Source organism: Aliiroseovarius crassostreae, from assembly GCF_025137635.1.
GTDB classification, from domain to species: Bacteria; Pseudomonadota; Alphaproteobacteria; order Rhodobacterales; family Rhodobacteraceae; genus Aliiroseovarius; species Aliiroseovarius crassostreae.
The window spans coordinates 1,138,558-1,152,548 of record NZ_CP080772.1 but is presented as its reverse complement, the minus strand read 5'-3'; the positions used below and the strand labels follow the sequence as shown (position 1 = coordinate 1,152,548).

Here is a 13,991-nt window from a genome sequence, read left to right as displayed (position 1 = left end):
GCGAGGGGCAGCGCCCCTTCCTGCACATATTCAGAGACAGTTCCACCGTTGCGGAAACGCGCTGAGCTCCCTCAGGAATGTTCCTCCTGCGCGGTTTGTGCAAGCACCCTGTTATAGGCCTTGAGCGCATCCACATGGTGGATCGTGCCCCAAAGATCCGGCGCGTCCCCCTCTCCGCCAAGGGTCACAACCGGCACAAATACAGCCCCCGTTGCCTCAAAAACCGGCATCACCGCTTCCAGCGTTGCATTGCCATCCACATAGACCCCCTGCTCGATCAATTCCCAGCAATCGGCCTCGTCCGGTGATCGCTTGTGATCAAGCTCACGCATGACCGAAGCCACGCGCACCATGGACAAAAGATATGCCTGCGGTCCAGCGGCAAGGTGGATATTGCGTCGCTCCAACTGGGTCAGGAAGAACGACTGGTCCACCAGACGACTGGACAGCGCAGTGGAGAGCGACACCGCACACATCACAGCAATCCCGGTCTGCCAGTCGCCTGTCAGTTCAAAGACAATCATCGTGGTGGAAATCGGCGCACCCAGCACCGCGGCCGCCACGGCTCCCATTCCAGCAAGGGCATAAAGCGTTTCCGACCCGGAGACGTCCGGGAAAATGGCCGTGGCAATAATGCCAAAGGCAAGCCCGGTCAGAGCCCCCATCATAAGCGCCGGAGAAAACACCCCGCCCCCCATCCGTCCGGCCATGGTGACCGCCACCGCAAACACCTTGATCACCGCCAGCACCACCGCTTCATGCCAGACCATCTGACCGGTCAGGGCAAGCGAGGTGGTCTCATAGCCCACACCAATGATATGCGGGAAAAAAATCGCAATTATCCCCAGGATCAGGCCGGACAGCGCCGGACGCAGGACATTTGGCAGGCGCAGCCATTTCTGCAGGTCATTTCCGACATCATCCGCCAGAAAGATCGCCCGCATGAAGACAACGGCGACAAAGCCAGACAGGATGCCCAGGATCAGAAAAGCCGGCAGTTCTACATAAAAAGCGAGGCTACCCTCCAAAGGCAGCACAAATTCGGTCATCCCACCATATTCCAGCCGGTTGATCACCGTCCCGGCCACCGCAGCAATGGCGATCGGCGCAAAGGCATGCATGGCAAAATGGCGCAACACCACTTCAAGCGCAAACAGGGCCCCCGCAATAGGGGCATTGAAACTGGCAGAAACGGCGGCGGCCACGGCGCAGCCCAAAAGATCACGGCCCGTGACGCCATCTGCCTTGATCCGGTTGGCAATCCAGCTTGAGACAACACCTGCCATATGCACAACCGGCCCCTCACGTCCGGTGGATCCCCCGGTTGAAAGCGTGATGAACGAGGCCAGCGCCGAGCCGATCCCCGCGCGCTTTTCCACCCGCCCTTCCCAAAGGGCTGCCCCCTCGATCACATCCGCCACCGAACGCACCCGGCCATCATGGGTGAACCAGTTCAGAATGACCCCAACTGCAAATCCGCCAAGCGCGGGCAGGATCAGGATCCAGTACCATGGCAGGGTCGATGCAAAGCTGTGCAGATGGGCAAGATCATCCGTGCCATAAAGCGTGGCCTGCAACCATTCGATTCCCTTGCGAAACCCAAGTGCAGCGGCCCCGGAGACCACGCCAATCACCAGCGCAATAAGCCAGAATTGCACCTGGGACGGGCCTTTTTCCAGCAACAGTTTCCAACCCGTTGACAATGCTTGAATTTGCCGCTGTAGTGTTTTGAGAATTAACCCTTTTATTTGATTAAACTTTACCAAAACTTTACCCGACCCTTTTCCCGTTCGCCCAAGCAGGCTAGTCTGTCTCGGCTGCTAATTGGGAGAGGATGGATGTCCATCGACGCCGTTTTGACCGAGCTTACTTCGTTTCTAGGCGATCGGATGAGCCGCTCCAAGCCCGATCTGATGGAACACGGGCGTTCTGAAACGCATTTCAAGATGGTTCTGCCTGATCTGGTCGTCTGGCCAATCAGCACCGATGAAGTGTCCCGGATCATGACCCTCTGCCACAAACACGACATCGCCGTGACCCCTTTCGGGGTCGGGACCTCGCTTGAGGGGCACACTATTCCGTTGAAAGGCGGGGTGGTCATTGACCTGTCGCGGATGAACCGCCTGATCCAGGCGGACCCGGGCGACATGGTGGCCGTGGTGGAACCGGGGCTGACCCGCGAAGCGTTGAATGAAGAGCTTCGGGCGACGGGTTTGTTTTTCCCCGTCGACCCCGGCGCAAATGCCACATTGGGCGGCATGGCCTCAACCCGTGCCTCGGGGACCACAACCGTGCGCTATGGCTCCATGCGTGACAATGTCCTTGGCCTGACCGTTGTGCTGGCGGATGGTCAGGTGATCAAAACCGGGTCGCGCGCAGCCAAATCAGCCGCTGGCTATGACCTGACCGCCCTGATGCTGGGTGCAGAAGGCACCCTGGGCGTGATCACCGAGCTGACATTGCGCCTGCATGGCACACCTGAGGCGATCAGCGCGGGCGTTTGCGCCTTTCCCGATCTGGCGTCAGCTGTCGCCACCGTGCAGCAGGTGATCCAGATGGGTATTCCTGTGGCCCGGATCGAGTTTCTGGACGAAGCCAGCACCGGCGCCATCAATCGCTATGCCGGTCTCGACCTGCCGCTCTGCCCGCATCTTTTTGTCGAATTTCATGGCAGCGACAATGCCGTGGCAGACGCGGTGCAGGATTTCTCGGATATTGCCGACGATTTTGGGGCCACCGGCTTTGAAAGTGCCACGCGCACCGAAGATCGCAACCGGCTATGGAAGATCCGCCACAACGCCTTTTACGCCCTGACAGCGCTGAAGCCAGGTGCCAAGGCGATGGTAACGGATATCTGTGTGCCGATCTCGAAACTTGCGCAGGCGGTTGAGGAAACCCGGCAGGATATTGCGGCCTCACATATGCCCGGCCCCATTTTAGGACATGTAGGGGACGGGAATTTCCATGCAATCTTGTTGTTGGAAGAGGGCAACAAGGAGGATTGGACAACGGCAAAGGGTCTTGTGAAACGCATGGCGGACCGGGCGATCTCCCTTGGCGGAACGATCACGGGGGAACATGGGGTTGGCATGGGCAAACTGGGCCTGATGGAAGCGGAACATGGGCCGGCCTGGGGGGTCATGGGGACGCTGAAACAGGCGCTTGATCCGAAGGGCATTCTGAACCCGGGGAAGCTGGTTCCACCGGCTCACGGGTAACCTGACGCATTTCGGTGTCAACCTGAGACGGGAAAGGCCGAACCGCAGCAAGAGATATCAAAGTCGTGGGCTTTCGCAACGAACCTCCGTGTCAGGTTTATCCCGAAATGCTGTAGCCCTCTCATCTGTCACTCGCACTTCGGGACTACCGCACCAAGGGGCTCTGCCCCTCGCCTCTTTCAGGCTCACCCCGGGATATTTCTAACCAGAAAATAAGAGCGGCGGCTTATCCGTTCAGGAGTTCCTGCGCCGCAGCTTTGGCAGCGGGGGTGATCGTATCGCCAGAGATCATCCGGGCAAGTTCATCCACGCGTTCCTTTGCGCAAAGCGGCACCACGGTGGACAGGGTCATGCCATCTGTCACCGATTTTTGCACCCGCCAGTGATGATCGCCGAGGGCAGCCACTTGCGGTGAGTGCGTTACCACCAGCACCTGCCCTCCATCAGACAGAGATTTCAGCCGGCGACCCACCGCATCAGCAGTGGCGCCCCCGACCCCACGGTCGATTTCGTCAAAGATCATTGTCAGCCCATCGGCGTCGCGGGTCAGGCAAACTTTGAGCGCCAGCAGGAAACGGCTCAGTTCGCCTCCGGAGGCGATTTTGTTCAGAGGGCCGGACGGTGCCCCCGGATTGGTGGCCACGGTGAAGGTGACGACATCTGTCCCCTCCGGCCCCGGATCTGTCTGTGTCAGTTGGGTGGTGAACACGGCGCGTTCCATTTTCAACGGGGCGAGCTCCGTGCCCATGGCGCTGTCAAGAGAACGGGCCGCCTTCTGTCGCGCGGCATGCAGGGCCGTCGCCGCAAGGTCATAGCTTTCCTGAGCCTCGGCCACCGCGCGTTCCAGGGCGGCAATCTGGTCCACCCCGGCATCAAGCGCGTTCAGACGCTCACGCAGCACCTCGGCATGGGCGCCCAATTCATCGGGTTGCACCTGATATTTGCGGGCAAGACCGCGAATTGCAAAAAGGCGCTCTTCGATCTCTTCAAGCTCATGTGGGTTGAAGGTCAGCTGGTCAAGCGTTGCTTCGACATGAGCCATGGCATCGGACAGCTCTGCCATGGCGCGACCAAGCGATTGGATCGACTCATCCAGACTGTCCCCGGCCTGATCGACCACCCCTTCGAGCCAGCGCAGCGCATCCCCCATCCGGGCCTCGGCCCCCTCTCCCATTGCCCCCATGGCCTGATGGGCCCGCTGGATATCCTCGCCGATTTTCTCGGACGCCTGCATCATGCGGCGGCGTTGATCCAGTTCGGCATCTTCGCCGGGTTGCGGATCGAGCTTGTCGAGTTCCTCAACCGCATGGCGCAGAAAATCCTCCTCTGCCTGGGCCGCCACCAGCGCAGCGCGGGCCTCTGCCAAAGCGGTCTGCACCGAAGACAGTTTGCGCCAGGCGCTGCGGGTGTCAGAAACTATTCCCTCCAACCCACCAAAGGCATCCAGAAGCTGGCGGTGCACGCGCGGGTTCAAAAGACCCCGATCATCCTGCTGGCCATGCAATTCAATCAAACAGTCCGAGAGCGCGCGCAACACATCGCCTGAGACCCTGCGATCATTGACCCAAGCCGTTTTGCGCCCATCGGCGCGATTGACCCGGCGCAGGATCACCTCGTCATCGGCCTCAATACCGGCCTCGGCCAACACGGCACGGGCGGGATGGTCTTGCGGCAGGTCGAACTCGGCCATCACCTCACCCTGATCCGCCCCGGAGCGCACCAGATCCGCGCGCCCGCGCCAGCCCAGGACAAAGCCAAGACTGTCGAGCAGGATGGATTTTCCCGCCCCGGTTTCCCCGGTCAGCACGTTCAAACCCGGCTGAAACTCAAGTTCCAGCCGGTCGATGATCAGAATGTCGCGGATATCCAGACCGCGCAGCATCAGGCCATGCCTTTCATGCGGATGCCCCCATTTGCCGCGATCAGAGCCATTTGCCCTGGATCAGTTGGCGATGGATCGCGGTCAGCCAATTGTCACCTTTCGGTGCGGCCTCCAGCCCGGACTGTGTCAGCAGGCGATAGCTGCTTTCATACCATTCGGTGGACTGGAAGTTATGCCCGAGAATGGCCCCTGCGGTCTGTGCTTCATCTGTCAGACCAAGCGCAAGGTAGCTTTCCACCAGGCGGTGCAGCGCCTCGGCCACCTGCGTGGTGGTCTGGAACTTTTCCACCACAACCCGGAACCGGTTGATCGACGCCACATAATGCTTGCGCTTGAGGTAATACCGACCGATTTCCATTTCCTTGGCGGCAAGGTGATCAAAGGCGAGATCAAATTTCAAAATGGCCGATTTTGCATATTCCGTGTCCGGGTAGATCTCGATTACCGCGCGCAGGGCCTGCAGCGCCTGGAAGGTCAGGCCCTGATCGCGCCCCACTTCATCAATCTGGTCGTAATAGCTGAGCGCCAGAAGATACTGTGCATACGCGGCGTCATCATCCGCCGGATAAGTGTCAATGAACCGCTGCGCAGTGGCGCGGGACAGTTCATATTCCTTATTCTTGTGATAGGAGAAGGCCTGCATGATCAGCGCACGCTTGGCCCATTGGGAATAGGGGTAAAGGCGCTCTACCTCGCCAAACCATTTGGCGGAAAGCTTGGGTTTACCACGTTCCAGATCATATTCGCCACGCTTGAAGATCTCTTCAGCGGTCCATTCCTCGATCGGTTTTTCAACGGGCCGTTGGGATTCGCCAAAAATACCCGTGAACCATCCACCGCCCCCGGCCGAGCTGGCACTGCCGCCTCCCGAACAGGCGGACAGCAAAACCCCGGTCACAACAACCGCAGAAACGGCTTTCATCAGATGGACACTGATCATAATAGGCGCCTACCCCGTAACTCAATTCGAAGATCGGAAAATTCCCCGCTACTGGCATGTCCTAGCACAGAATTTTGCGGTGCAAAATGGCCTTACGCGGGTTTTTCGCGACTTGTCGCCGATCGGCCTCTTGGCGGTTCCGGACGGGTTGAACAGAAAGGCCCGAAGCGCGGGGTTCAGGCGGTCATCGGCAGGTCGGATTTCACCACCCCTACCCCCGGCAACAATTGCGCAGCCTCATGGCCAAGCATCACAAGCTGCCAGGCTTCCGGTTGATCAAACAGGGCACGCAGCAGTTTGTTGGTCATGGCATGGCCGGCTTTGTGACCAATATAGCGCCCCATCAAAGGCGCCCCTGCGAGATACAGATCCCCCAGAGCGTCCAGCATTTTGTGGCGCACAGCTTCGTCCTTGCGACGCAGCCCCCCCGGAGAAAGAACATCATCCCCATCCACCACAACAGCGTTTTCATAGGTGCCCCCAAGGGCAAGCCCGGCGGCGCGCATCGCATCGACATCTGCCTGACGACAGAAAGTCCGGCAATCGGACAGCTCGCGCACGAAATTGCCATTGGACAGGTTCAGGGATTTGTCCTGTGTGCCAATGGCAGCATCGGGGAAGGAAATATGGAAATCCATCTCGAACCCTTCGGCGGGAACCAGTCTGGCCCAGGCGTCCCCTTCACAATATTCGACCGGTGACAGGATCTTGATCACACGGACAGGGGCATTCAGCTCACGCACACCGGCGCGGATCAATCCCTCAACGAAGCGGGACGAACTGCCGTCGAGAATCGGCACTTCCGGTCCATCAATCTCCACCAGGGCGTTATGAATTCCACAGCCTGCCAGCGCGGCCATGATATGTTCGATGGTCGACACCTCGGTCCCCGCATCATTGCGGATCAGGGTGCACAGGCGCGACGGAACCACCGACGCCCAGTGGGCGGCGATCAGATTGTCCTGGTCGTGAATATCAACGCGTTTGAACCAGATCCCATATTCCGCCGAAGCCGGTCGCACAGTCATGCGCACGGGGCGCCCGGAGTGAAGACCGGTGCCCGAAAAGGTAACAGAGCTGGTAAGCGTGGTTTGCACGAAGCACCTCTTAGATTGGCTTTGCGGCTCCTGTCGGGGAGTGACCCCATTCCGCGCCTTTTGGGTAAAGCTTCACGCGACGAACAACAATTCAATCATTTGTAACGGTTTGAAACATGATGACCTATTGGTAAACCTCCGATCCACGCCTCAAATCGGATCAAGCTATCATATTGTTAATAAAATAAAAAACGGCCGCACTGTGGCGGCCGAATTTTGCATTCACATCCCAGATCGGCAAGGAATTGCCGAACCTGAAACAGGGGGTCAGTTGGCCTGACGACGCAGGAAAGCGGGAATTTCCACTTTTTCCTGTTCGGCATCCATCTGCGGTTGCTGTGCCGGACGTGCGATAGGCGCTTCCACCGCTGGCTCGGGACGGGCGGCAGCACCCTCAGCAGCGCCCGCTCCGGTCATCCGGTTGATCAGCGAGTTGATACCAAAGCGCGGCTTTTCAGCAGAGTGCGGCTGCGCCGTGGGGCGAGCGTCCGGTTGCGGCTGGGCAGCGGCGCGCGGCTGGTTCTGAACCGCAGCCTGCAGACGGGCCAAAGCTTCCGGTGACGGAGTGCCCGGTGCCGGGGGTTTGGGGGCGGTGAACTGCGCTACGGCAGGTTCGTCTTCGTAGTAATGCTCAACCGGTGCAGACTGAACCGGTGCCTGAGTAGGCGCCTGTGCAACAGCCGGTTGCGGCTGGTAGGCCGGCGGCGGCAAATCACCCCCGGCGCTTTCTGCCGGGAAAACGTTTTCCGCTTGCTCTTCTGCAGCAGCTTCGGTTGCATTCAGGTCGTTCCCGAACAGCGACGGCTCAGCCGGAGCTGCAGCGGCTTCAACCGGAGCCTCGAACTTTTCTTCCACGGCCAGCGGCGTTTGCAGCGGCTCAGCCAAACGACGACGCGGCACCGGCACTTCCTGCGGTGCTTCAACAGCGTCGATACCGGTGGCAACAACCGAAACGCGCATCCCGCCTTCCATATCGTTGTCGAGGGTCGAGCCCACGATGATATTGGCATCCTGATCCACTTCTTCGCGGATACGGTTGGCCGCTTCATCGAGTTCAAACAGGGTCAGGTCATAACCACCGGTGATATTGATCAGCACACCTTTGGCGCCACGCAGCGAAATCTCATCCAGGAGCGGGTTGGCAATCGCCTTCTCAGCTGCCTGAACCGCGCGATCCTCGCCGGTCGCCTCGCCGGTGCCCATCATCGCCTTGCCCATTTCGTCCATCACGGCGCGCACATCGGCAAAGTCGAGGTTGATCAGGCCCGGGCGGACCATCAGGTCGGTCACGCCTTTCACACCCTGATACAGAACGTCGTCTGCCATCGAGAAGGCTTCGGTGAACGTGGTCTTTTCATTGGCCAGACGGAACAGGTTCTGGTTGGGGATGATGATCAGCGTATCGACCATCTTCTGCAGCTGCTCCACACCGTCTTCGGCCTGTTTCATCCGCTTGGCGCCTTCGAACTGGAACGGTTTGGTGACGACACCAACGGTCAGAACACCCAGTTCCCGCGCGGCTTGCGCAATGATCGGCGCAGCCCCGGTCCCGGTGCCGCCGCCCATACCAGCCGTGATGAAGCACATATGTGCCCCGGCCAGATGATCCACGATCTGTTCGATGCTTTCTTCGGCTGCCGCCGCCCCAACCGTGGCACGGGCGCCAGCGCCCAGCCCTTCGGTAACTTTCACACCCATCTGGATGCGGTCCTTGGCGCGCGAATGTTGCAGCGCCTGAGCGTCGGTATTGGCGACGACAAACTCGACGCCCTCAAGCTCTTTCTCGATCATGTTGTTGACCGCGTTGCCACCAGCACCGCCCACGCCAAACACCGTGATCCGAGGTTTCAATTCTTCCTGACCAGGCATGGTAAGGTTCAATGTCATGATCTGTCCGCCTGTTAATCTGCGTGCTGCGCGGCGTCTTTGTCCTGCGTCAGCATGGTGTGTTCTTGTCGGCGTGAATCGCCGGTGACTGCCTCTTTTCAGCCACAATACCGCAAAAGCAGTATGGTCGTCACGCCCCAATTGAAGTGAAAGACGCAAAATGTGGGAAAACCCGCTGTTTTATCAGCAGGATTTCGCCACTCACACAAGATTTTGGGATTACCAGTTGTCCTTGAACCACTTCATCGCGCGCTTCAGGCTGCGGGCGGGATAACTCTCTGCGGGAATTTCGAAATCCCACCACTCGTCTTGCGGGTGCGCCGCAAACAGGCACAGCCCCACGGCAGAGGCAAATCCGGCCCCCGTTGCCGCCTGTGGCAGCCCCTGCACCCGGAGCGGGCGCCCAATGCGCACCTGCTGACCAAGGATTTTCGGCGCGAGACCATCCAGGCCGGGAATTTGGCTACCCCCGCCGGTCAGGACAATCTGCTGACTGGGCAAATGGTCAAACCCGGCGGCATCCAGACAGGCGCGCACCTCTTCCAGGATCTCTTCAACCCGTGGGCGCATAATGCCAATAAGTTCGGCCCGGCTGACGGTGCGCCGGTCATGTTCCCAGTCCCCGGTGTCCCCACCGATCTCGATCATCTCGCGGTCATCCATGCCGGTCGCCACAACGCCACCGTAAAAAGACTTTATTCTTTCAGCAGTTGCGAGTGATACTTGAAGTCCTTTTGAAATGTCAGAGGTCACATGATCCCCGCCCAGCCGCACGCTGTCGGCATAGATCATGTGCTTTTTCATGAAAATCGAGACCCCCGTGGCCCCGCCGCCCAGATCAATACAGGCCGCCCCCAGCTCTCGTTCGTCTTCAACAAGGGCTGAGATGCCCGAGACGTAGGCCGAACTGGCCAGCCCGGCCACTTCCAGATCACAACGTTTGATGCAGTAACACAGGTTCTGCACCACGGCGCTGTCAACCGTCAGCAGATGCATGTCCACCGCAAGGCGGCTGCCCACCTGCCCGCGCGGATCGGACAGGCCGGAGCGATGATCGAGTGCAAAATTGACCGGCTGGGCATGCAGAACCTCGCGCCCGGACCCAAAATCCGGCACATCGCAAGAAGCCAGCACGCGCGCCACATCATCTTCACTGACCGCGCGTTCGCCCAGATCCACGGCCCCCGCCAGCCCGTAGGAGCGCGGATTGGCCCCGGAGAAACAGGCAATGACGTGATCCACCCGCACATTGGCCATTTTCTGCGCGGCCTGCACTGCGGTGCGGATGGCGCGTTCGGTTTCGGCCATGGCGTCGATCTCACCAAAGCGCACACCGCGTGATCGGGTTGTGGCCGCTCCGATCACCCGAAAGGCGCTTTGTCCCGCCAGGCTGCCGACACCGTCCCCTTCGCGAAACTGTTCGCTGCCGTCAAACCGCAAGACAAGGCAGCCAATTTTAGAGGTTCCCACATCGAGAATGGCTATCACACCGCGCTGCATAGCTGCTTCGCGCATGGATCGCATGGCGCGCTGCTGAACGTAAAGATCGGTCATTCGGTGGCCTCTTCTGTTTCAAATCCCCTGATCCGGCGCAGCTCTTCGGTTGCGTCGGATCCAAGACGCAGCGTCGGGCGCAGAGGGGTTCGCATATCTATCGCAGTCACATTGCGCGCCAGAAGGTCCTGGGCCTGATCAAGAGCCAAGACCTGTTCCAGCGCAAAAACCGGCTGATTTTCCGGCAGCATGATCCGCTGATCCTTGGTCAGCATCAGATCCCAGCGCCGTTCCCCCACGCGCACAAGACCCCGCAGCCGGTCGGCAAGCGGTCCTGCGGTCGCAATGATACGAAGCGCTTCTTCCACCGCCTTGTCCGCCCCAGCCCCCGCGACCATCGGAAGGTCGGCGCGGGCGGCGCGGGCTGTCAGGCTGGCGACCCGGTGACCGGACCGGTCCAGCAGCTCAAGCTGCCCCTGCGATCGCCACACCACAACGGGGTCGCGTTCGCTGATCACAACTTCAAGCACCCCCCCGGGACGAATGCGCAGCTCCGCATTGGCCACCACATCCAGCTTCATGATCTCTTCGCGCATCACCTCAAGATCAAGGTCGAACGAGGAGATCGGGAAGTCGATTGGCAGGAGCACGCGCACCGCGTCATCCACAATCGGGCTGGCCCCTTCCACGGCCATCAGCTTGACCATGAATTCCGGGCGTTCCTGCACGGACCTTTTGATATCGGTGATTTTTTCACCAATCGCGTAACGATTGGTGGGGTTTGAGAAATACCACCCCGCCATCAGCAGGATCAGAAACACCGGCAGCCCCACCCGCAGGGTGGCGCGAAAGAGCGGCGTCAGCCACAGGCGATTGATCTTGTAGGCGATACGGGACGGCGCGGGGTCGCGGCGCACGGGCGCCCCCCCATGACCGGACGGGGACACCGGCGGTTTCGACCTGTGCGTCAACGATTGCATGACGCGTCCTCCACCATCCAGGCGCACAGCTGACCGAAACTCATGCCGCAATGGGCGGCCTGTTCAGGGACGAGCGAGGTGGGGGTCATGCCCGGTTGGGTATTGGTCTCAAGCAGGACCAGACCCTCCAGCCCGCGCGCCTCGTCCCAACGGAAATCGGTGCGGCTGACCCCCCTGCATCCCAGCGCCTCATGGGCCCGCAGCGCGTAGTCGAGGCAGGCGGCCTCAATCTCGGCAGGGATCTTTGCGGGGATTTCATGGCGCGAGCCCCCCTCGGCATATTTTGCGTCGTAATCATACCAGCCATCGGTGATGATATCGGTCACGGCCAGCGCCCTGCCATCCATGACGGTGGTGGTCAGTTCGCGCCCCGGCGCATAGGTTTCCACCATCACGGTCTGCGGCATGCTATCGGCGAGTTGCGGCGGGGTATTCGCGCCATCGCTGACGATATAAATCCCGACCGAGCTGCCTTCGTTATAGGGTTTGACCACATAGGGCGGCGCCATCACATGACGCGACTTCACTTCGTCCCGGTCCGCCAGAACCGAGGTCATGACCGGAAGACCCGCAGCACGGAACACTTCTTTCGCGCGCTCCTTGTCCATCGCAAGCGCAGAAGCCAGCACCCCGGAATGGGTATAGGGAAGCCCCATCCATTCCAAGATCCCCTGCACGCAGCCATCTTCGCCCCAGCGTCCATGAAGCGCGTTGAAAACCACGTCGGGCTTGAGATCTTTCAGGCGTTCCACCAGATCGGGGCCGGCATCCAGCTCGATCACGTCAATGCCTTCCCCCCGCATGGCCTCGGCGCATTCACGCCCACTGGTCAGCGACACCTCGCGTTCCGCCGAGGGGCCTCCCATCAAGACCACGACCTTTGGGGCTGCCTGTTTTGCCTTGCCCGTCATAATGCCTCTGTCCCGGGCCAAATTGACCCTGTTATTCAGACAGTTACCCCCTGCCCGGAAGCAATGCCCAATGAATTTTCAGGAGGCTGCTCTGCCTCTTCAAATATCGGAAAAGCCGTGCTCTTCCCACACACGTGACCCGTTTATTTTTGTGCCGGTTCGCCTACGCGCATGATTTCCCATTCTAGCTGTATCCCGCTATGATCGTAAACCTTTTTTCGCACAGCTTCCCCCAACCCTTCAAGGTCGGCAGCGGTGGCATTGCCGATATTGGTCAGGAAGTTGGAATGCATCTGGTTCATCTGCGCGCCCCCCAGGGTGGCGCCCCGCAGACCGGCCTCATCAATCACTTTCCAAGCCTTGAGTTCATGGCTGTCATCAGCGCGCCCGGTTGAGCTGAACCCTGCCGGATTGCGAAAGGTGCTGCCGGCAGTGCGATCTTTGGTCGGCTGCGTTTCGTCGCGCTTTTTCAACTGGGCATCCATATGGGCGGCCAACTCCTCCGGGTCGCCCTCGGGGGCCTCAAAGGTGGCGCTGGTGATCACCCACCCGTCGGGCAGATCGGTCTGACGATACTGGAAGTTCAGATCTTCTGCGGTGAGCGTGACCCGCTCCCCCGTCCGGGTGATGGCCTGCGCGCTGACAAAAATATCCGCAACATAGGAGCCATAACAGCCCGCATTCATCCGCACGGCCCCGCCAATCGCTCCGGGGATGGTGCGCAGAAAGGTCAGGTCCCGCCCTGCTGCTGCCGCCTTGCGCGCCACATGCGCATCAAGGGCTGCAACGCCAGCGGTGACGCGCGGTCCGTCGATGGCGATCTCATTGAACCCGCGTCCCATGCGGATCACCACGCCGCGAATGCCACCGTCGCGCACGATCAGGTTCGACCCGACCCCCATCGGAAAGACGGGGATATCCGCGTCAAGCTGGGTCAGAAACTGGGCCAGATCATCCTCATCTGCCGGCATGAACAGCCACTCAGCCGGACCGCCAACACGCAGCCAGGTCAGCCCGGCCAATTCGCGCTCGGCCATCAACTGCCCTCGAATATCAATCTGATCAGGCCGCGCCATCCCCTGCCCCTTTGATGAGTTTCACAATCCGTCGCCCCAGATAAATCACGGGCCAGCGTAAGACAACCATGCCGATGGCCAGAACAAACAAAGCAGCACCGGCCCCGTGCTCCCACCAGGCAAGCGCCACAATGGGTGCACCCAGAGGCATCAGCGCATAGGCCAACGGCCAGTGTTTGCGCGCAGATGGCCGCATTGAGGCAAGCTTGGCTCCGATGATCCAGAGGCAGGCAAGAAGCAGGGTCCAGCTCATGATTTTGTCACCACTTTGCGAAGCAGGTAAGAGAGCGGGCGGCGAAACAACGACACGATGGCAAAAGTCGCAGGCACGGTCCAGAGCCAGCCATGGGTGGCCCCAATCCAGACAATCAGCGCCGGGGCCGCCAGCAAGAGCGCAGCACCCGGTGCAAATTGCGCCCTCATCGGCAGAAAGGCCACCAAGGTTGCGATCACCACCCAAAGGCAGGCAAGGATCAGTGGCAGGCTCATGCGCGGTGATGTCCGGC

Annotated in this window: 12 protein-coding genes; 1 reads left to right on the top strand and 11 read right to left on the bottom strand. The window is 60.1% G+C overall.

The features are described from left to right. Positions 1-71: 71 nt before the first annotated feature. Positions 72-1,703: a chloride channel protein gene (locus K3J57_RS05545; RefSeq protein WP_259797417.1), complete on the bottom strand. Its 1,632-nt coding sequence runs from the start codon at positions 1,701-1,703 to the stop codon at positions 72-74. Between the two features lie 135 nt (positions 1,704-1,838). On the opposite strand from K3J57_RS05545, the gene K3J57_RS05540 reads away from it, so the two are divergent. After that, positions 1,839-3,218 (top strand): FAD-binding oxidoreductase, encoded by a 1,380-nt coding sequence (locus tag K3J57_RS05540; protein WP_259797416.1) that lies wholly within the window; start codon positions 1,839-1,841, stop codon positions 3,216-3,218. Positions 3,219-3,444: 226 nt separating this feature from the next. On the opposite strand, the gene recN is transcribed toward K3J57_RS05540, so the two are convergent. The 10 genes from recN to K3J57_RS05490 all read right to left on the bottom strand — a co-directional run bounded on the left by recN (position 3,445) and on the right by K3J57_RS05490 (position 13,974). Further along, complete coding sequence (gene recN / locus K3J57_RS05535) at positions 3,445-5,100, bottom strand: DNA repair protein RecN (protein WP_259797415.1); 1,656 nt, start codon at positions 5,098-5,100, stop codon at positions 3,445-3,447. A 40-nt stretch (positions 5,101-5,140) separates the two neighbouring features. Continuing rightward, positions 5,141-6,040 carry an outer membrane protein assembly factor BamD gene (locus K3J57_RS05530; protein ID WP_173487197.1) on the bottom strand — a complete coding sequence of 300 codons (900 nt, stop codon included), beginning with the start codon at positions 6,038-6,040 and terminating at the stop codon, positions 5,141-5,143. A gap of 176 nt (positions 6,041-6,216) precedes the next feature. After that, a complete protein-coding gene (gene lpxC / locus K3J57_RS05525) occupies positions 6,217-7,137 on the bottom strand; it encodes a UDP-3-O-acyl-N-acetylglucosamine deacetylase (protein WP_259797414.1) in 921 nt (306 codons plus the stop codon). Between the two features lie 267 nt (positions 7,138-7,404). Next, positions 7,405-9,024, bottom strand: a complete 1,620-nt coding sequence (ftsZ, locus tag K3J57_RS05520) for a cell division protein FtsZ (protein ID WP_173488063.1) — start codon at positions 9,022-9,024, stop codon at positions 7,405-7,407. Between the two features lie 219 nt (positions 9,025-9,243). Next, positions 9,244-10,578 carry a cell division protein FtsA gene (ftsA, locus tag K3J57_RS05515; protein ID WP_173487200.1) on the bottom strand — a complete coding sequence of 445 codons (1,335 nt, stop codon included), beginning with the start codon at positions 10,576-10,578 and terminating at the stop codon, positions 9,244-9,246. Further along, positions 10,575-11,498 carry a cell division protein FtsQ/DivIB gene (locus K3J57_RS05510; RefSeq protein WP_259797413.1) on the bottom strand — a complete coding sequence of 308 codons (924 nt, stop codon included), beginning with the start codon at positions 11,496-11,498 and terminating at the stop codon, positions 10,575-10,577. The genes ftsA and K3J57_RS05510 overlap by 4 nt, the downstream gene beginning before the upstream one ends. After that, on the bottom strand, positions 11,486-12,364 hold the full coding sequence (locus K3J57_RS05505; RefSeq protein ID WP_259797410.1) for a D-alanine--D-alanine ligase: 879 nt from the start codon (positions 12,362-12,364) through the stop codon (positions 11,486-11,488). The genes K3J57_RS05510 and K3J57_RS05505 overlap by 13 nt, the downstream gene beginning before the upstream one ends. Positions 12,365-12,552: 188 nt before the next feature. Continuing rightward, positions 12,553-13,485 (bottom strand): UDP-N-acetylmuramate dehydrogenase, encoded by a 933-nt coding sequence (murB, locus tag K3J57_RS05500; protein ID WP_259797408.1) that lies wholly within the window; start codon positions 13,483-13,485, stop codon positions 12,553-12,555. Then, positions 13,472-13,738, bottom strand: a complete 267-nt coding sequence (locus K3J57_RS05495) for a DUF2484 family protein (RefSeq protein ID WP_173487204.1) — start codon at positions 13,736-13,738, stop codon at positions 13,472-13,474. Before K3J57_RS05495 ends, murB begins: the two co-directional genes overlap by 14 nt. Then, positions 13,735-13,974, bottom strand: a complete 240-nt coding sequence (locus K3J57_RS05490) for a DUF2484 family protein (protein ID WP_259786639.1) — start codon at positions 13,972-13,974, stop codon at positions 13,735-13,737. Before K3J57_RS05490 ends, K3J57_RS05495 begins: the two co-directional genes overlap by 4 nt. Positions 13,975-13,991 lie beyond the last annotated feature (17 nt).